General features: G+C 45.2%; 12 protein-coding genes and 1 tRNA gene. 4 read left to right on the forward strand and 9 right to left on the reverse strand.

What is annotated here, in order from left to right; genetic code table 11:
• Window positions 1-115: 115 nt before the first annotated feature.
• From bglX to AC59IL_RS09635, 7 genes are all read right to left on the reverse strand, one after another.
• Window positions 116-2,395, reverse strand: coding sequence for a beta-glucosidase BglX (gene bglX, locus AC59IL_RS09605; RefSeq protein ID WP_496551898.1), 2,280 nt, complete (start codon window positions 2,393-2,395; stop codon window positions 116-118).
• Between the two features lie 234 nt (window positions 2,396-2,629).
• Complete coding sequence (locus AC59IL_RS09610; protein WP_496551899.1) at window positions 2,630-4,735, reverse strand: family 43 glycosylhydrolase; 2,106 nt, start codon at window positions 4,733-4,735, stop codon at window positions 2,630-2,632.
• A gap of 231 nt (window positions 4,736-4,966) precedes the next feature.
• On the reverse strand, window positions 4,967-6,346 hold the full coding sequence (locus AC59IL_RS09615) for a glucoamylase family protein (protein ID WP_496551900.1): 1,380 nt from the start codon (window positions 6,344-6,346) through the stop codon (window positions 4,967-4,969).
• A gap of 110 nt (window positions 6,347-6,456) precedes the next feature.
• The gene (locus tag AC59IL_RS09620) at window positions 6,457-7,974 is read right to left on the reverse strand and encodes a RagB/SusD family nutrient uptake outer membrane protein (protein ID WP_496551901.1); all 1,518 of its coding nucleotides are present in this window, start codon (window positions 7,972-7,974) and stop codon (window positions 6,457-6,459) included.
• 17 nt (window positions 7,975-7,991) lie between these two features.
• Window positions 7,992-11,396 (reverse strand): TonB-dependent receptor, encoded by a 3,405-nt coding sequence (locus AC59IL_RS09625; RefSeq protein ID WP_496551902.1) that lies wholly within the window; start codon window positions 11,394-11,396, stop codon window positions 7,992-7,994.
• Between the two features lie 176 nt (window positions 11,397-11,572).
• Window positions 11,573-12,724, reverse strand: a complete 1,152-nt coding sequence (locus tag AC59IL_RS09630; protein WP_496551903.1) for a FecR family protein — start codon at window positions 12,722-12,724, stop codon at window positions 11,573-11,575.
• Window positions 12,725-12,870: 146 nt separating this feature from the next.
• Window positions 12,871-13,443, reverse strand: coding sequence for an RNA polymerase sigma-70 factor (locus tag AC59IL_RS09635; protein WP_496551904.1), 573 nt, complete (start codon window positions 13,441-13,443; stop codon window positions 12,871-12,873).
• Between the two features lie 255 nt (window positions 13,444-13,698).
• On the opposite strand from AC59IL_RS09635, the gene AC59IL_RS09640 reads away from it, so the two are divergent.
• The 4 genes from AC59IL_RS09640 (at window position 13,699) to AC59IL_RS09655 (ending at window position 16,525) form a co-directional block, all read left to right on the forward strand.
• A tRNA-Ile gene (locus AC59IL_RS09640) sits at window positions 13,699-13,772 on the forward strand.
• A 213-nt stretch (window positions 13,773-13,985) separates the two neighbouring features.
• Complete coding sequence (locus AC59IL_RS09645) at window positions 13,986-14,747, forward strand: outer membrane beta-barrel protein (protein WP_496551905.1); 762 nt, start codon at window positions 13,986-13,988, stop codon at window positions 14,745-14,747.
• Between the two features lie 147 nt (window positions 14,748-14,894).
• Complete coding sequence (gene hflX, locus AC59IL_RS09650) at window positions 14,895-16,082, forward strand: GTPase HflX (RefSeq protein ID WP_496551906.1); 1,188 nt, start codon at window positions 14,895-14,897, stop codon at window positions 16,080-16,082.
• 86 nt (window positions 16,083-16,168) lie between these two features.
• Window positions 16,169-16,525, forward strand: a complete 357-nt coding sequence (locus tag AC59IL_RS09655) for a Rieske (2Fe-2S) protein (protein WP_496551907.1) — start codon at window positions 16,169-16,171, stop codon at window positions 16,523-16,525.
• Window positions 16,526-16,533: 8 nt separating this feature from the next.
• On the opposite strand, the gene AC59IL_RS09660 is transcribed toward AC59IL_RS09655, so the two are convergent.
• Entirely contained in the window at window positions 16,534-16,983 is a 450-nt protein-coding gene (locus AC59IL_RS09660; RefSeq protein WP_496551908.1) for a response regulator, read from the reverse strand.
• The gene (locus tag AC59IL_RS09665) at window positions 16,980-20,423 is read right to left on the reverse strand and encodes an ATP-binding protein (RefSeq protein ID WP_496551909.1); all 3,444 of its coding nucleotides are present in this window, start codon (window positions 20,421-20,423) and stop codon (window positions 16,980-16,982) included. Before AC59IL_RS09665 ends, AC59IL_RS09660 begins: the two co-directional genes overlap by 4 nt.
• Window positions 20,424-20,542 lie beyond the last annotated feature (119 nt).

The following is a 20,542-nucleotide window of genomic DNA, read 5'->3' on the forward strand; positions in this document are numbered from 1 at the left end:
GACTTCCCGACTTCCGGACTTTTCATCAGCAAAGCCGTGCCACGGCTTGCCCTTCGACTACGCTCAGGGCTTACGGAGCAATCCTTCGATTACGCTCAGGACTGCGCTCAGGACTTTACTGCACCAGCTTAAAATCAGCCTCTTTCACATCCCTGCTGTTGGTACCGATGAAAAGTTTAAAATCGCCGGGCTCGGCCACATATTTTAAATCGCTGTTATAGAACTTAAGGTCGTTAACGGTGATGGTGAAACTAACGGTTTTTGATTCACCGGCTTTGAGAAACACCTTTTGAAAGCCTTTTAATTCTTTTACCGGCCGGGTTACACTGCCCACCATATCGCGGATGTACAACTGTACGGTTTCTTCGCCATCATATTTTCCGTCGTTGGTTACCATAACCGTGGCAGTTAGCGATTGACCAGGTTTCATGGTTGTTTCGCTCAATTTTATGTGGCTGTAGGTAAAGGTGGTATAGCTGAGCCCATACCCGAAGGGATACAATGGGTCGTTACTAACATCGAGGTAATTGCTTTTGAATTTGGGGTCACCGCTTTCGTATGGCCGTCCGGTATTCTTGTGATTATAGTAAATGGGAATTTGTCCTACATTACGCGGAAAGCAGGTAGTTAGTTTGCCCGATGGATTGTAATTACCAAACAGCACATCGGCAATGGCGTTACCGGCTTCGGTTCCGGCAAACCAGGCTTCCAATATAGCAGGCGCCCGTTCCTGAATACGCGAAACAGTTAGCGGTCTTCCGTTCAATAAAACTACTACCAGCGGCTTGCCGGTCGTTACGAGGGCATCTATGAGCTTTTGCTGGTCGCCGGGAATATCCAAACTGGTACGACTGGCCGATTCGCCCGACATTTCGGCGGCTTCGCCTACTACAGCCACCACCACATCGGCCTTACCGGCTGCATCAACCGCTTCCTGAATCAGGGAGTCGGGCGACCGGGGATCAATTTCAGTGGGAGGCCCAAACGGACTGATGCGTTTGGCAAAGGCAGTATCGTTGGTAATATTGGCGCCTTTGGCATAGAGTATTTTCACGGCATTGCCCGCTACATTCTGAATGCCCTGTTGAATGGTAATACTTTTGGACCTATCGCCCGAAACAGCCCATGTGCCCAGCATTTCAGCCTGATTATTGGCCAGCGGACCCACCAGCGCAATAGTGCCTGATTTTTTTAACGGTAATACCTTTCCTGCATTTTTTAACAATACCATTGAACGGGCGGCAATTTCGCGGGCGGCCGAGCGGGTTTCGCCGGTTAATATTTCTTTAGTAAACCGTTGTTCGCTCACATACCGGTAGGGATCCTGAAATAAACCGAGCTTGTATTTTGATTCCAATATCCTGCGGCACGCATCATCAATTTGTTTTTGGGCAACTTTTCCTTCTTTCAGTGATTTGGTAAGTGTGGTTAAGAACCCCTCACCCACCATATCCATATCCAAACCGGCTTTCAGCGCCAGGGCAGAGCAGGTTTGCAAATCGCCCATGCCGTGGGCGATCATTTCGTTCACGGCGGTGTAATCCGATACTACAAATCCTTTAAACCCCCATTGGCGGCGCAATAAATCGGTAAGCAACCAGCGGTTGGCCGTAGCCGGAATACCATCTATTTCGTTGAACGAACTCATTACGCTACCCGCACCGGCATCAACAGCCGCTTTATAGGGCGGCAGGTATTCGTTATACATTCTGATTCGGCTTATATCGGTGGTATTATAATCACGGCCCGCTTCGGCAGCTCCGTACAAAGCAAAATGTTTTACACAGGCCATTACGGTGTTATCTTTTGCCAGGTCGTTGCCCTGATATCCTTTTACCATAGCCCGGGCGATTTTTGAACCGAGATAAGGATCTTCGCCGGCGCCTTCGGCAATACGCCCCCAGCGCGGGTCGCGGGCTATATCAACCATGGGCGAAAAAACCCAGCACAACCCATCGGCTGTTGCTTCAGTAGCCGCAATACGCGCGCTTCGTTCAATCAGCGCCGTATCCCATGAGCATGACAATGCGAGCGGAATGGGAAAAATAGTTCGGTGACCATGTATTACATCCAAACCAAACAGCAGGGGAATTTTTAAGCGACTTTCTTTCATGGCCAGGTCCTGCGCCTGGCGTACTTTATCGGGGCCCGTTACGCCGAACAGTCCGCCAACCTGCCCCTTTCGAATCTTATCTTCAACACCTTTACTTACTACCGAACCGGTTGGCACACCCCAGCCGGGCGTTAAAAGATTCAACTGGCCGATTTTTTCTTCCACCGTCATTTTGTTCATCAGGCTGCTGATGAAGGCATTCATTTTGGCATCGGGTGTAGTTTGAGCTATAGCCGGTACCGTAAGAATTATTGCAACAACTAATAAATAACTCCTGATCATTTGCTCAATGTTTAGCGTATCTTTAAATAAAAGTATGCGTTCTCAAATGTGCATAATAAAAAATCTGTGTTTATTGCCCCTTTGGTAACTACTTATGGACTCCTTTCTTACTATCGCCTTACTATTCTATTACTATTCCCTTACTATTGTCTTACTTTTTATATGCCGTTACCATGGCGCAGGCATGCCGCAGCTATACATGCGATATACATGATGTATGGCCCATTACCCTACTCATTCTGCTTTTATCACTTTACTTCGTGCCGACACCCCGTTCTCGTTTATAGCTTCTATGCAAAAATAATAGGGTTTTTCTCTATCCATCGACTTACAGTAATATTCATTGCTGCTATGCACCATAATACAGTTGTATAATTTATCGGGGGCGGTGCCCATATAAATATTATAGGCATAGGCGTTATCAACCGGTGACCATTTAATCCAGGCGCTTCGTTTGTCTTTTTCGGTTCGCAATACAATAAACTGTTTTACCGTATCAGGTTTTGGGCCGTTGCCATTGCCAAACACACGTAATCCGCTGATGGCAAATTTGCCGCCGGGCATATGTATGTTTTCGAGTTTTATAAATCTGGTTTGAACCGGATTTTCCAGTTCAACATAATCATGCGGCACATCGGTTTTGTTGTTGCTTTTATCAATCAACAGCTTCCAGTTTTTGCCATCGGCTGAATGATATATTTTATACTGATGAAAGGCCTCCCGCCAACCCTCTCCGGTGGAGGGGTAGTTGCCCTGTTGCTTGCCCAAAAAATCAACATCCTGATCGGCATAATTAATTTGAATGGCCTGTACGGTGCTGATATTGCCCAAATCGGTTTGTATCCATTCGCCTTTGTTGCCTGTGGCGGCGCTCCAGTATGTTTTTATGTTTTCATCAACCGCATAGTTGGGGTAATAGCTTGCCAGAGTAGAAGATACCTGAACGGGTTTGTTGTAGTTGAGGAGCATCCAGCCGCAAAAGGCGGCCTCCCCCCGGCCCCCTCCGGTGGAGGGGGAGGTTGGTGATACCCGACTATTTTCCTGAGCACCTTGCTTTTTAATCAGCGTAACGGGCAGTCTACTGCTATCATTTAAGTAATAAGCTGTTCTTTTATCTGTATTATTTGATTTGATTAACTCTGCGTTTTTTTCAGAAGAAGGTTGCTTGAGATAAATCTGAGTGCTGCTTTTTCCTCCCCCACCGGGGGAGTTAGAGGGGGCCGGGGCTGCTAAATAGTGCGGATAATCGCCGAAGGCGGCATCCATATAAAGTACACCGTCTTTATCAAAACCGGCGGGCCACAAACCGAGGCGGCGCTCGAAATTGTTCTTAACCGAAATGGCAATGGTTGATACATGCCACCAGTGATCGTTTTTATCTTTGAATGTGGCGCCATGGCCTGCCCCACGGGCAAAGCCACCTGGTTTATAACTAAAGGGCATCGACTGGGGCGTAAAAGGCCCCAGGGGATGATCGCCCACCACCACGCCATCGGCATAGCCGCTGAACTCGGTGCCGGGCGCCCCGTATTGCAGGTAATACTTACCGTTGTATTTGGTCATCCAGGCGCCTTCAATAAAAGGATCTAAAAATGTATTGTCGAGGTATTCGCCAAAGCGCTGCCAGCCGTATCGCCAGGGTTCAAGCAAATACATTTCTTTTCGCGTTCCTATTGGTTGAAAGGTTTTTCGATTGATTTCAATTCCATATAACGGATACCGGTTGCTGCTGCCATTATACATATACAATTTGCCATCATCATCAACAAAAAAATCGGGGTCCCAGCCGCCGATCTCAAAAGAATCTACTGCTTCTTTCCATTCATTGGCTTTTGGATTGGTGCTCATCCAAATGGGAAAGTTTGAGGAATACGTTGACCCGAATACCAGCAGGGTATCGCCCTGCACCCAAACCGCCGGCGCACATAAATCGTCGTATACTTTATGATATGGTTTCAAAAAATGGCGGGCAATAAAATTCCAATTATACAAATCATTGCTGTACCAGTAACCCCACTGGTTGGTGCTGAATAAATAATAATCGCCTTTGTACAGTACAATGACGGGGTCGGCCGTGGCGCGGTGTTTGCCCCATTCGGTAAAATTGGGTATAGGCGTATACCCGTAATCGATATTAAGGGGGTTGCAATACGTGCGTTGTTTTGTTTCGTTAGGGCCTGCCGGCAAAAGGGTGAGCCTGCTTTTCGAAGATGACTCACCCTTTTGCCGTTCGCCAGCCGGCGAACGGCCCCGTTCAACACTTATGCTTCTGCTTTGAGGGAATACCTGCGGAACTATCGTTATTACAATTACAACTATATTAATAAGAAGTTTCAGCATTACAATTTTGTTAAAGCTGAACGCTAAACGCTTAATGCTTAACGCTCAAAGCTAAATGCAACTTCCACATAAACAGTGCGCCATTTTGCGTACAGCGTAAACGTACTGCATTAAGCTTTTCGCGTTCTGCGTTTTGCATTAGGCGTTCTGCGTTAAGCGTTGGGCGTTGGGCATTAAGCGTTAAGCGTTTGGCGTTCTGCATTAAGCGTTTCGCGTTTGGCGTTTCGCGTTTTATTTAAAATACGGGCTTGTAAACCCTAATTTTTTCAACCCTGCTTTTACTTCGGGGCAGCTCATGAACAAACTCCACAATAAGCCACTGCGGTAGTTTTCCATCATTACAACAATCGGGCCCTGGTCAATGGCCAGGTACCGTTTCGGAAACCAGGCAGCGGTTTGACTAAACGCATCATAAAACCCATAAGGCCCCCATAGCTTATCTTTCATATCATTATACCAGTGGCGTATGGCCTGCATACTTTGTTGAGGCGTATACGGGAACGACGACAAAGCAGCCGTTGGCGCTATTACTCCCAGATCATTTTCTTTACCCGGTGCATGGCCTGCATAACCAACTACCGAGTAACTCGATGTAAGCCCCCAGTTATCGGGCCCATAGCCTTTGAAATATTTGGGATTTTTTACGCACCAGGTATAGTTGATCAGAGCCTGGTTTTTATTTTCGGCCCAGTAATCGGCATACCGGTCTTTTAACCCATGCGGATCAAGGCCGAGGTACGAATAATGCGCCCAGAACAACGGCCCTCCGTATGGTGAATCGCCCTGGTGGTATAACTGCAGCGTATAATCGTATATAGCGCACTTTGAAGCGATCTTTCCGTTTTGGGCCCAGCCCTGGTGATATACCTCAGCCGGCACACCAAATGTTGGCGACGATGCCGCCAGCACGTACATGATCAGGCATTCATTATAGCCATGCACCGGAAAATTCATTTCCCAATTATAAGCAGGGCTCCAGTGCCAGTATAAAACATTTTCACCATGGCGGTACCAGTTGAATTCAACCTGCCTCCATAAGGTATCGATACGGGCAGCGAGCACTTTTTCGGTTGAATCTCCCTTATAAAAAAACTGGCGGGCACACAGTAAGCCCTGCAGCAGAAAAGAGGTTTCAACCAAATCGCCGCCATTGTCTTTTTTGCTGAAGGGTTTTACCTTTCCTGTTTCGCCATATAACCAGTGCGGCCATGCGCCATGAAAACGATCGGCTGTTGCAAGAAAGCCAACAATCTTTTCAATTCGTTCCCGGCCCTGATCGCGGGTAATAAAGCCCCGGTGTATACCTGCCAGTAAAGCCATAACGCCGAAACCGCTGCCTCCGGTGGTTACCACATTTTTATCGTTTTCGGAATATTCGCCATCTACATGAAACCGTTCACGAGCCATACCACTTGCAGGCTCGGCTCCCTCCCAGAAATACTGAAAGGTTTGCTGCTGCACATCAGTAAATATTTGCTCATCATCCGGAGGAATTTTAGCCTCGGCAATAACTGTTTTCTGCGGATAAGTGCACCGGGTTATAACGAGGATACAAGTAATTGTTATAACGGTGACTTTAATTATTCCCATGATCTTATAAAATTGTTTCATTGTTAAATTGTTTGATGGCTGAACCTGCGTTTCAGAAATACTGCGAATAATTAATCAGATTTAAAATTCGAAGGACCAACCATCAAACAATTCAATCATCAAACCATCAATTAAAGATTCGGATTGAGATCTTTTTGCGCCGTTGGAACCGGCAGGTATTCTTTTCCGGGTGCAAAGCCAACCGGCGCCAGCACTGTAGCAGCCTGACCTGTACGAATAAGATCATTATAACGTTCGCCCCACCATTCGCAGGCAAATTCGGCCCGGCGTTCATCCAGTACATTTTGTAAAGTAACGCCGGTGATCGGGTTCAGTTTGGCACGTGTACGCACGAGGTTCAACGGCACATCGCCATTTTGCCCTTTACGAACCTTTGCTTCGGCATTCAATAACAGCGCATCGGCATACCGCAATACGCGCACATTATTATTAGATCCGTAGTTGGTTCGTCCGGGAGTCATTTGATTGGCCGGCAGGTAAACCTTTCCCATGAACCTCGATTGACCATTTGAATTGCCATATACCTTATCGCCGCTGGGCGTAGTTGCAAAAGTGCTTTCGGTAGCGCCGGCAAAAAGAACAGATGTTTTTAACCGAACCGAATCATTGCGGCCATTGAAAAAGTCAACAATGGTTTGTGTGGGCGACATAAATCCCCAGCCTGCAACCGGACTGCCATGCTGGTCGCCGTTTGGTCCCTGAAAATCGAAGAAGGCGCCCGGTGAAATAGATGTGCCTGTGCTGGTACCAAAGTCGGTGAACTGTAATTCGTACATCGATTCATCCGACAGCTTACCTGGTATCTTAAACAACTGGTAAAAATCAGCATACAACGAGAACTTACCGCTGTTGATAATATCGTTGGTTGCCGATAATACAATATCCCAGTACGGACTTCCATTATCGTTACCTGCCGCATCGGCAGCCGCTTTGGCTTTCAGCAAAAGAGCTGTGTACTTAGTTACGGCGCCTTTGTGCGAAGCCTGGTTTGGCCGCGCATCTTCGAGATTATCAATGGCACTATCCATTTCGCTGATGATCCATTTGCGCACATCCAGTACGCTGCTTTTGGCCACAGTTGTTAGGGTTTTATTGTCGGTAACAATAGGCACATCGCCAAAAACACGCGAAATCAGCAAATGGGCAAACGCCCTGATTACCCGCACCTCTGATCTGTATTGCCGGTACGAGGCCCAATTTTCCTGGTCGCTTGTCGAAATATTAGCGGCATATCTATCCAAATCATTCATGGCCTCGTTGCAATACAGCACCAAACCATAATGATCGTTCCAGTAGTTATTATTGCCCCAAAAAGAAACTACACCGGGGTTACTGTTTTGAAAATTCTTTATATCGGTAAGCGTTCCCTGGTCATTAGGGGCCGATCCTTTGGCCACATCATCGCCGCGAACGGTTCTAACCCCCACATCCATCCAGTGAACCAGTCCGGGGTTTTCGTTGGCCGCTGTTCTATAAACGCCCGAAACCGGAGAGTACATGGAGCCTAAATTGGTATAATCAATCGAAGCGCTCCTGGGCCTGTCTTCCAGGTCGCGGTCTAAAAACTTTTTACATCCCGCTGTTGCGAATACCAGCAAAAGGAGTATAATATTTTTAATCTTATTCATGATCTGAATTATTAGCATTAATAAGTGATTCTTACACCGATCGTATATACAGCAGTGGTAGGATACACATTATTATCGTATCCGAATCCCGAAACGAATGTTGACGGTGTGTTGGATGGACCAGCAGCACGGTCTTTGGGAAGTTGCTGGGGTGAAGCCACCTCAGGTGTTATACCGTGGTATCTTGTCCATATAACCGGGCGATCGGCTGTAGCATATAATCGAATGGAGGCGCCATCGCCTTTTCCAATCCTGAAATTGTATCCCAGCTGAATGTTCTGCAGGCGCAGATAAGATCCATTCTCTACATAAAATGAGCTGGCATTGTTGTTCCATGACTGGGTAGTTGCATAAGCTGATGGATATTTATTGGTAGAACCTTCGCCCGTCCACAGATGTGTTACAAAATCTTCATCGCCATTCATGTCGGGAAATTTTTGTCGCAGCGCACGATTAAAATTCAGAATACTGTTTCCGCCAACACCCTGGAAGAAGATGGTCAGGTCGAAATTTTTGTAGTCGACTCCCAGATTGAAACCATAAGTGACTTTTGGAAAATAGCTGCCGAGGTTTACGCGGTCAAGGGCATCGATCACCTTATCGCCATTCTGATCTTTGAATTTAAAGTACCCCGGTTTCAAATTATTGGCAACAGCAACGGGGTCGGCATTTATTTCGTTTTGGTTCTGATATATACCTTCTACCTGATAGCCATAGAAGAAATTAAATGGTTCGCCCACCTGCGAAAGCGTTGGAAATTCGGCAATACCTCCGGGCAGATTTTTGAGGCCCTGCAGGTCAGCCACTTCATTTTTTATCGTGCTCAGGTTACCTCCGATCTGGTAGCCAAAATCACCAATCTTGTCTTTCCAGTCGAGGGTAACTTCAATACCACTGTTATTTACTTTGCCCCAGTTACCAAACTGTTTTACGCTGCTTATAAAAGGTACATTTCTTTCAAAAGCCAGTTTATCTGTTTGCCGGTGATAATAATCGAGTGAACCTTTCAACCGGTTGTTCATCAAAGCGAAATCAATACCTCCATCCCATTCGGTCACCACTTCCCACTCAACCTTACCAAACAAAGGATCGATGCGATAACCTGTTTGCAATGTACCATTTGTAGTACCTGTGCTGCCAAACACACCCGAATAATCGTTACCGGTATATACCACGGCATAGCCGGTGCTTGGATTAACACCATCGTTCCCTAACTTACCCCATGACCCACGCAACTTAAGCAGGTTGAACAATTTTTGGTCTTTCATAAAGTCTTCATCCGAAATAACCCATCCTACACCTACAGAGGGGAAGTAGCCCCATTTTTCCTGGTATTTCGAAGTGCCATCGGCACGGAAAGTAGCCGTTAATAAATATTTGCCGGCAAAATCATAGCTCAGGCGTCCGAAATAAGATGATGAAGCGTTCCTGTAACCGGTTTCGTTGTAACCGGTTGGGCGGCGGGGTCCCTGATCGGCATACCAGTATATTTGATCACCAGGTATACTGTCGGTGATCATTTGTGAAGATCTGAATCGCTCTTCACGAATCGACTGGCCCAATAGCAATGTCCAGTGATGACGATTTATCGAACCTTTGTAGGTTAATAAATTATCGAGAATATAATTTTCAAACCGGTCTTCGGTTGTTGTTAAGGTAGATACTCTTAAACGCTGAATGTTATCAACGTAATATTCGGGAATATAATTCTGGTTCAGGTTCGAACCATAACGCTGACTTAACTGCGTACGAAACGACAGTTTGTTTTTTATGATGTCTGCTTCAGCATACAACGTTGGCAAAATCTGAAAGCCTTTTGTTTTGTCGTACCAGTAATCGGCAGCGGCCACCGGGTTGCTAAACACACCATTGGCAAAGCCCAGTGTTGATGAAGAAGCATATTTTTTAGGATAAGCCAGTGTATTTGTTTCGTCATACACAGGATATAAAGGCGAAGCATTATACGCCAGCGAAAAAGCGCCTGTATTGGGATTGCGCAGAATGCTGTTGCTCAAATGGGTGGTGATGCCCACTTTCAGCCAGTCGTACGGCTTTGCCTCCATCTGAAAGCGGAGGTTATACCTTTTATAATTGTTATCAAATTCCATTATCCCATCCTGATACAGGTAATTCAACCCAACCGTGTAGTTTACTTTATTACTGCCGCCGGCCAGATCGATACTGTGGTTATGCATAAGGGCCGACGCTTTCAGAATCTGATCGTACCAATCGGTATTGGTTTTTGGATTCAATCCGGTGCCACCAAATTTGGAAACAGACGAAGTAACCCTTGCCGTATCGGTACCGGTACCTTTTGCCAGTTCCATAGCAGCATACTGGGCGCCATTGGCTAGTTTATAATTACCGGTAGGTTTTTGAACACCGAAGTAACCGTTATAGGTTACCCGGGTTTTCATATTATACTTACCTTTTTTGGTAGTGATGATCACAACACCGTTGGCTGCCCGAACACCATAAATAGCAGCGGCAGAAGCATCTTTCAATACCGACATTTCGCCAATATCGTTCGTATTCAGAAAGTCGATATTATCTACAAACATACCGTCGACCACATACAGCGGAGAAGTATTATTGAATGAGCCCACGCCCCTGATGCGCACGGTAGGCGATCCGCCGGGAGCTCCGTTGGTAACCACCTGCACACCGGTAACATTACCCTGCAAAGCCTGCATGGGATTAGCCGCCATGCGTTTGTTCAGGTCTTCGGGGTTTACCACACCAACCGGGGCCGTTAAATCTTTTCGGGTGGCGGAGCCATAGCCTATAACCACCACCTGTTGCAGAGACGAAATGTCGGCTGCTTTCAAACTAACGTTAATGGTAGTTTGACCGTTAACCGGTATTTCCTTTGTTTCAAAACCCAGTGAAGAAATTACCAGCACAGCGTTATCGGGAACAGTGAGCGCAAAACTTCCCTGAGCATCGGTGGTGGTGCCTATGGTGGTATTTTTTACCACAACCGATGCGCCAATGATTGGTTCGCCGGTGGCGCCGGTTATTTTACCCGACACCCTGATATCCTGTAATTCGGCTGCCATGCCCGTTTTTAATATCACCAAGTTATTGGCCATTAGCTGGTACGATAAGCCGGTTTTGTTAAGTATTCGGGTCAAAACATCTGTTACCTCCGCATCGTTCATGGTGAGGGTAATGCGGGGTGCGTTCGAAACCAGCATTTCGTTATACAGAAAACGAAAATTGCTTTTTCTTTCAATAACCGACAGTGCTTTTTTTAATTGGGTCGCCTGAAAATCTACGCTGATCCTGTTTTGCGAAAAGCCACCGGCAGAAACATGAAGACAAGTGAGTAGTATTATGGCAAATGAAAGCTTCATAACCCGGGCTAACTTTAGTAAAAGCGGGTCCCTGCCGAAACTCAGCAGAATTCCGTTTTTTTTCATACTTTGTTAATTGGAAGGTTAAATAATAGGTGTTTCCTGTGCCTTAAACAGGAAAGCTCATTTCAGCCTGTATTTTACCTGGCGGAATCTCACTGCAATGAGGTTCCGCTTTCGTTTATAAAGAATTTATGTGCTGTTGTTTTTATTCATTTGGCAGTCGTTTTTATTTTAAAAAATCATCTTCCGATAATAACCTTATTGCCTTGTATCGAATAGCGAAAAGGCGCCGTTATGCTCATATAATCCAAAGCCTGCTGTATAGTTTCATTATTAAATGTTCCGGTAAAACGCAGTTGTTTCTTTTGCACATCGCTGAACTCGAACTGAACGTTGTACCAGCGTTCCATTTTTGCAGCCACGTCTTCAAAAGACTCATTATCAAAAACCAGTTTATTCTGAACCCAGGCCGTTTCAATCAATGTGCTATCTTTTTGGGTATAGTTTAATTTGCTCAGCGACACAATGGGTTGGTCATGTACTGCAGATGGTTTATCGGGGGTGCGGGCAGGTTGTACTTCTTCATTCAGTACTACCAGCTTTTCGTTGGGACGAAGAATTATTTTTTCATCGGGCCTGTTGTGGATTAACACTTCTACTTTACCCCGTACCAGGCTGGTTTCGGTTTGCCGGTCGCCGGGATATGATTTTACATTAAAAGCTGTGCCGAGCACCCGCACATCGATGTTTCGGGTATGAATAATAAAGGGCATTGGCCTCCCGCCGCTTCCCTCCGGGAGAGGGGGAGTAAGGTGAACCACATCGAAAAAAGCCTCCCCGCTTAATTCCACTTCACGTACGTCATTTCCGAAATCTTTATTATAGGTAAGTTTACTTCCGGCATTCAGCCACACTTTCGATCCATCGGGCAGGGTGATTTTTGTTTTAGAGCCGTTGCGGGTACTGATTTCATTTTTTTCATTGGTATGGCGGGCGATAAAAGGGCCGGCCGAAGCAGCCGGTTTTGTTTTTGAATAATACCAGATAAAACCGCTTACCAGCAGTAGCATGGCAGCTGCACTTATTAATAATATGCTTTTGCGTGAACGGGGTTTTGGGTAAACGGGGATCTCTTCACTTTGCGGCTGGTTGTTCCCATCCTGCCACTGAACGGCGGCCTCTTTCAGCCGGCCGACATGGCGGTCAAAAGCATCTGTTGCATCATCCTGGTCAGCAGGAGCATTCAGGTTCCACAGATCAGTAATATTTTGGAGGGCATAATGCATATCAGGATCGCTACGCAACAGTCCTTCCAATTCATTCAGCTCTTCGGCAGTTGCCTCACCCGCCAGTTTTTTGCTGATCAAAAACCATGTTCTGTCCTTACTCATGTGTTTAGATGGTATATACCAGTAAGGACACCATTAATAAAAGGATACCCCCATAAGACGCAAAAAAATATTGAATAATAAATGACGAATGTTGAATATCGAAGTACTTCAACATTCGACATTTAATATTGGATATTCAGTATTTTTCAGTGTCCGGAAAGGGTAGTACGAATGTCGAAATGAATAGCCGACCCGATTTTGCGGATGGCAGTAGTCATTTGGTTTTCAATGGTTTTTACCGACAAATGTAGCAGGTCGGCTACTTCGCGATACTTCAATCCATCTTCCTTAACCAGTTTAAAAATAAGTTGACAGCGGGGTGGCAGATCATTGATGGCTTTTTGCACGCGGTTCATCATTTCGGCGGTAAGCATAAGTTTTTCGGGGTCGAACCAGATGCTTTGCAGCTGAACCTGGTATTCTTCAAAATGCAGGAATGTTATCTTTTGTGACCGCAAATAATTCAGCGCCCCATGTTTGGTACTGATGAACAGGTATAACTTCAGGTTATGTATCCTTACAAGGCCCGCTCGTTTTTTCCACACCTTTATAAATACGTCGGATACGATTTCTTCGGCTATTTCGGGTGAACGAACAAAGGAACAGGCAAACTGCTGAAGGGATTTATAAAAGTGTACAAACAGTTCTTTATAGGCGAATTGATCATCGTATAGAGCAATACGTCGCTGCAGATCCTGTATTTGAGGGCTGGCAAGCATAATAAATTATAAAAAACCGCTAATCGTTCAGAAAAAAAGACCATTCCGGAGGTTGGAATGCTGCTGCACAAGGTAACTTAAAAATTAAATAAAGATTTGTATGGGGTACTGAATGAATTTTTCTAATTTTGCTGCTCTTTGAAACAATCCTTCGACTTCGCTCAGGACTTTTACGGTTGGAGCATCTGTTTAACAGGCAGGAAAGTCGCAGTAAAATTGAAATGTTCTTTTAAAAAATATTTCCTCATTCGAGGAGGATCCTTAGCTCAGACGGTTAGAGCATCTGACTCATAATCAGAGGGTCGCTGGTTCGATCCCAGCAGGATCCACATTAGTTGAAAGGTCGTTAGTCGATCAATACAGGGTTTTAATAGTTCTTATTTCATTGTTTGACGTATTGTATCCCGGTAGATACCGGGGAACGATCCTGAGAAAGTCAACATTCACCTCATTTTGCCCATGGCAGTGCTATGGGCTTTTTTGTAACCTTAACCTTTCATTAACCCTGTGAAAGATACTTTTGACAATCATTTGAGAACAGTATGAAAAAATTGATTACGCTTTCCCTCGCATTGGCATTTGTATTACCCTTGTTTGCACAGGATTCGACCACCACTAAGACTACTATTACAACAGTAAAGTCGAAAAAAAAGGACTGGAGTAAGATTAATCTTTCAAACAGGCCTAACGACCATTTTATGTTGCAGATAGGGTACAATGGCTGGGCGCAAAGGCCTGATACCGTTAATACGAAAGGCATTCCCCGTAGCTTTAATATGTACTTCATGTTCGACTTCCCATTCAAAAGCGATCCGAGGTTTAGTGTAGGTATCGGCGCTGGTTTGGGTACCGATAACATGTACCTGAATAAAATGACTGTTGATATCGCCGGCCGATCTAACAGCACCCTCGTTTTTAAGAATGTTGCGGATACCAACTATTTCAAGAAGTATAAGATTATGACCACCTACCTCGAAGCACCGGTTGAATTGCGTTTTGCCGCCAACCCGGCCAATACCAATAAAAGCTGGAAAGGGGCCATTGGCGCCAAGATCGGTACTTTACTGGCAGCCTCTGCCAAAGGAAAGAACCTCATGAGCCATAGCGGTGGTACCCTTAACACATTAATAGAAAAAGACAAATCAAAACGGTTTTTTAACGGAACCCGGTTATCGGTTACCGGCCGCATCAGTAAAGGGGTGTTTGGCATTTACGGTAGCTACCAGGTGAACCAGTTTATAAAAGACGGATACGGACCCGATATACGTCCGTTCCAGATAGGCATATCGATCAGCGGGTTATAATATAGTCCGGAAGTCAGCAAAGACCGGAAGTCCGAAAGAAGTTACCCTTGCCGGGAAGCTTCTTTCGGACTTTCTGACTTCGGGACTTTACCGACATCCCGGACTTTCGGACTTGTTTGATTACTTTTACACTGAAAACTGAAGGACTTGTTAGACAAGAAGAATATCATTCAAAAAGAAGAGAAAGCTGTACTGGTAGGACTGGTACATAAACTGCAAACGGAAGAACAGGTAAAGGAATACCTGGAAGAACTGGCATTTCTGGCCGAAACCGCCGGCGCCAAAGCCGTAAAGCGTTTTTTTCAAAAACTGCCTCATCCCGATAGCCGCACCTTTGTGGGCAAGGGAAAGCTGGAAGAAATAAAAAAATACATCGACGGACACGATATCAACATTGTTATTTTCGACGATGAACTCAGCGGATCGCAGATCAGCAATATTGAAAAAGTACTGGAGGTAAAAACCATCGACCGCAGTGACCTCATTCTCGACATTTTTGCCCGGCGCGCTAAAACCGCCCAGGCCAAAACACAGGTTGAGCTGGCCCAGTACCAATATTTAATGCCCCGCCTGCGTGGTATGTGGAAGCACCTTGAACGTTTGGGTGGTGGTATAGGAACCAGAGGTCCCGGTGAAACGGAAATTGAAACCGACCGCCGTATTGTTCGCGAAAAAATAGCGCTGTTGCGCAGACGCCTTGCTGAAATAGATAAGCAGTCGGCCACCCAGCGTAAAGACCGGGGTGAATTTATTCGCGTAGCGCTGGTGGGTTATACCAACGTTGGCAAAAGCACCATCATGAACCTGCTGGCCAAAAGCGAGGTTTTTGCCGAAAACAAACTGTTCGCCACGCTCGACACCACTACCCGAAAAGTAGTTTTTGAAATCACGCCTTTTTTATTAAGCGATACGGTAGGGTTCATTCGCAAACTGCCCCACCACCTGGTAGAAAGCTTCAAAAGCACCCTCGACGAGGTGCGCGAAGCCGATATTCTGCTGCATGTGGCAGATACCTCGCATGTGCAATACGAAGAACAGATCGGTGTGGTAAATAAAACCCTGCAGGAACTGAATGCGTTTGATAAACCGGTGATCACCATTTTCAACAAAATGGACCAGTACGAAAAAAACACCTTTGATCCCTGGCTTGAAGAAGAGGTAAGGGCAGAGATATTAATCGACTTAAAAGAACGTTGGGAAAACCAGCTGCAGGGCAATTGTGTATTTATATCTGCTACTGAAAGAACCAATATCGACGAACTGCGACGCACCATATTAAATAAGGTTAAGGAATTATATCATATTCGTTATCCGTATAAAACTGGTTTCTTTTGACGTGAAACGTGAAACGATAAACGTGAAACGGCCCTTCAACTACGCTCAGGGCGCCCAAAGAGTCCGGGATGTATATTTCTCTTCCTATGTCTGAAAAAAAATACACCTTTCATAAGGTAGCCGATCACCCTGCCGAGCTTTCCTTCAGTCAACAAGGTATTGCCGTGGTGGAAATAAAAGGCAAAAACATCTGCATTTCACGCTTCCGGGATCAGTGGTTTGCGTTCGCGTATAAATGTCCGCATGCAAGTGGTATTATGGCCGAAGGGTATATCGATGCTGTGGGAAATGTGGTTTGCCCGGTTCACCGCTATAAGTTCAGTTTACAAAACGGGCGCAATACCAGCGGTGAAGGGTATTACTTAAAAACGTATCCGGTTGAGGTAAGGGATGAATCGATTTGGGTAGGATTTCCTGAAGGCGGATTGTTCGGTTGGTTGTAGATGATTTACTATTCATTGGTCAACGCATTTTCGATATCGCCTCCTGCTATTAACAGCGAATTTTTATTGAGGTGGTTCACTACAATTTTCAGCATGGTTTGTACGGCTCTGAAGCTGTTGGGTTTTGTTACAAAACAAAGAGCGCCCATGTTCATGGCCATTTTTTTATCGCGCTCAACAGAAGATGTAGTATAAATTATAACGGGAACATCTTTATAAAAGATATCCTTTTTTAACCGGGTCAGCAGTTCCCAGCCGCTCATTACAGGCATATTCAGGTCAAGGAACAGCACATCGGGCGCGTTCAGTTCTTTATTCAGCAATATGCTTAATGCCTGTCCGCCGTCTTCGGCATAATGGCAAATTATACCAGCGTCAATAGAAACGAGCGCTTCTGCAAACATTTCACGATCGTCCCTGTCATCGTCGGCTAACAGAAATCTTTTGGCCTTTGTCATAAGGGAAATTTTCTGTTTTGCACCAATGGCAACAGAATTGTAAAAACAGCGCCTTTACCGGGTTCGCCATTGGCCGATATACTGCCCCGATGCCGTTCAACGATCTTTTTGCACAAAGACAAACCAAGGCCGGTTCCTTCATATCTGTCTTTTGAATTTAACCTGGTAAATGCATCGAAGATTTTAGATGCATCCTGCTGATCAAATCCAATACCGTTATCGGTTAATACAATTTTCGCATATTCACGGTCATCGGCAGTAACAATCAGGGAAGAAATATTAATAATGGGATCGGCTTTGCAAAACTTAATCGAGTTATTAATTAAATTATAAAAAAGCTGGTAAAGAAGTGTTCCATCTGCTTCCAATGTTGGTAAAGCGCCCTTCACTATTCGTACTTTCTTTTGATTGATCACCACTTCCAGATCGGCTTCAATACTTTTAATGATCTCATTCAAATCAATGGTTGTAACGGATTCTTCCGATGGATTCAGCGAGGAATATTTCAGCACACCTTCAATCATGGAAGACATTCTATCGGATGCATGCAGCATTCTATCGAGGTAATCTCTGCCTTTTACCGGCAGCGATTCGCTGTATTCATCTTTTAATCTTCCTATAAAAGTTTTGAATTTTCTTACGGGTTCTTTCAGGTCGTGGCTTGCCACATGGGCAAACTGCTGTAAATCGTCGTTCGACCGTTTCAGCTCTTCGGTTCTGTTTTCAACAATTACTTCGAGTTTTTCGGTAAGCTCCCTGTACCTTTTTTCATTTTCTTCAATTTTCTTCCGGTTTTCAACGGCTTCGGTTACCTCGATAGTAAAATTCAGCACACCCTGCACGCGGCCGTGCATATCGAACCAGGGTTGAAAAATAAAATTAAAGTACCGTCCTGTTAACCTGCCTTCTGCATTTTTCAACTTTACAAACCGTTCCTGCTGCGCTACCGTTTTACCTGTATGATATACTTCTTCGAGCAATTCAAAAATACCTTGTCCTTCCAGCTCGGGCAATGCTTCCCGTAAGGTCATTCCGGTATAGTCAACATCGCCCATCAGGTCTTTATTTTTAGGATGAAATAATTCGAACCTGAAATCGGGGCCTTTCAGTACATTAATAATAGCGGGCGCCTGCAGAAAAAGCTGATAAAACTCCTGTTCCGTTTCGCGGCGTACCGCACTAATATTTATAAGATTAGTTACCCGTGCAATCAATTCCTTTGCCGAAAACGGTTTTACGAGATAATCATCTGCACCGGCATCCAAACCTTCAACCCTTGCTTCTTCACCTGCGCGGGCCGATAAAAAAATAACCGGAATATTTTTGGTTTCGGGGTGTGAGCGGATCTTCTTCAATAATCCAAAACCATCCAGCTTTGGCATCATAATATCCGACAATAGCAGGTCGGGTTTATTCGCCAACGCCTTGCTGAATGCTTCCTGACCATTTTTGGCGGTAATAACAGTAAAGCTGTCCGATAGCAATCTTTGCACGTAATTTCTCATGTCGGCATTATCATCGGCCAAAAGCACTTTGCGAATGGGTTTTGTTTCGTTAGCATACCCGGCCATTTCGTTAACCAGTGGATTGTTACTGATCTGTTGGCATTTTTCTTCAGGCAGCCATTTCATGGCTTCTTCAACAAAAGCAGCGGAGTGTTTATATCCGGTAAGTATTGCCGGGGCATCTGTGATTTTATCTTCAGGCAAGTGGTTTTTACCTACCGGAATCGTCACTGTAAAAGTTGAACCTTTATTGGGTTCACTGGTAACCTGAATAGTGCCGTGATGCAGTTTAACCAGTTCTTTTACCATGGCGAGTCCAATGCCTGTTCCTTCCATGCTACGGCCATTTGAATTTTCGACCCGGTGAAAACGATTAAAAATTTTATCGAGCTGGTCTTCGGCAATACCAATTCCTGTATCGGTTACAGCTACCTGCACTTCGTTCTGTATCTGTTTTACTTCAATCGTAATGGTTCCTTCAATGCTATATTTAAAAGCATTGGAAATAAGGTTCAGAATAATGCGCTCCCACATATCGGGGTCGATATATACGTCATCTTTAACCGGGTGGCAACGAATGATCAATTTCATGCCCGCTTTTTCAATGGCCGAGCGAAACACACTAGCCAGGTCTTCGGTAAAGGAGCAAATATCCATACGAACAAAGCGGCCTTCGACCCGGCCGGCTTCAATTCTTGAAAATTCAAGCAGCGTGTTAACCAGTTTTTGCATTCTCAGGGCATTGCTTTGGGCAACGTTCATGAGCATTTTTTGTTCGGGGCTTGTATCCGGGCTGCTTAACACATCTTCAATAGGAGCCAGCAAAAGAGTAAGCGGCGTTCTGAACTCATGACTTATGTTAGAAAAAAATATAGTTTTTGCACGATCTATTTCGGCAAGGGCCTCGGCGCGTTTTCGTTCTTCTTCCAACACATGCACATCCGCAAAACTTGCAGCTACCTGGTCGGCTACCAAATTAAAAAAGCTGCTGTACTTTTCATCCAACAAACGATATGGATTAAAACCAACCACCAACAGACCATAAGGTTCTTTTGAGCCTGATTGCACTATTGGCAACACCATTGCTTTATCGGAATTAATTTCCCAGGCGCCTGTTGGCATATTGCCCAAACTGCTTTTTACCCCATCGAACATTTGCAGTTCTTTATTCACAATGGCCCGTTGTAAACAGGCAGCAAAAGGGGTATTGTCATGCAACCCGATCTCAACAGGCAAACCGGCGCCGGCCTCACCCAGGTTGGACGTTTGGGAAAGCAAGATTTTATCGTTCTTAATGGAATAAAATAATGTAAAAAGAAAATCGCGCTGGTTATCTTTTAAACTGTCGATAGTTTTTTCGATTACCTCTCCGTTTGTTTGACAGTTGTTGAGATTTTTACCCAGGTTGGTCAAAGTTCTTAATTGCCGTTCGCTGATAATGCGGTCGGTATCATCGGTATTGGCGCATATCATGCCGGCTGTTTCTCCATTATCGCCCGGGATGGGGGTATAGGAAAATGTATAATACGTTTCTTCGGGATAACCGTTGCGCTCCATGATCAGCAGCTGCGATTCAACATAGGTACCTTCATCGTTTACCATTACCTGCCTTAGCATGGGCTCAATATGACGCCAGATCTCTTTCCACACAAATGAGGCTGGCATACCCAGCGCATGAGGATGTTTACCCCGTACAATGGCTTTATATGGATCGTTATATAGCTTAATCATTTCCTTGCCCCAGCCAATCCACATGGGCTGGCGGGACGTGAGCATAATACGAACGCAGGTACGCAGGCTCTGAGGCCAGGTATACACCGGACCAAGAGGTGTTTTTGACCAATCGAAGTTGCGAATACGTTGTCCCATTTCGCCACCTCCTGACAAAAACTCCGGTACAGCCGAAAGCTGCGGTTGAGTCACTTGCTGTTCCATATAATAGCTGATGAAAACCGGAAAGTGGTTATTAAAAATATACTTAAAGTGTTATGCCACCTCACCATACGGGAAAGGAGATCAATAATAATTTCTGTGCCACGGACTGCACATTTCTG

The sequence above is a fragment of the Niastella sp. sgz303648 genome (assembly GCF_059587045.1).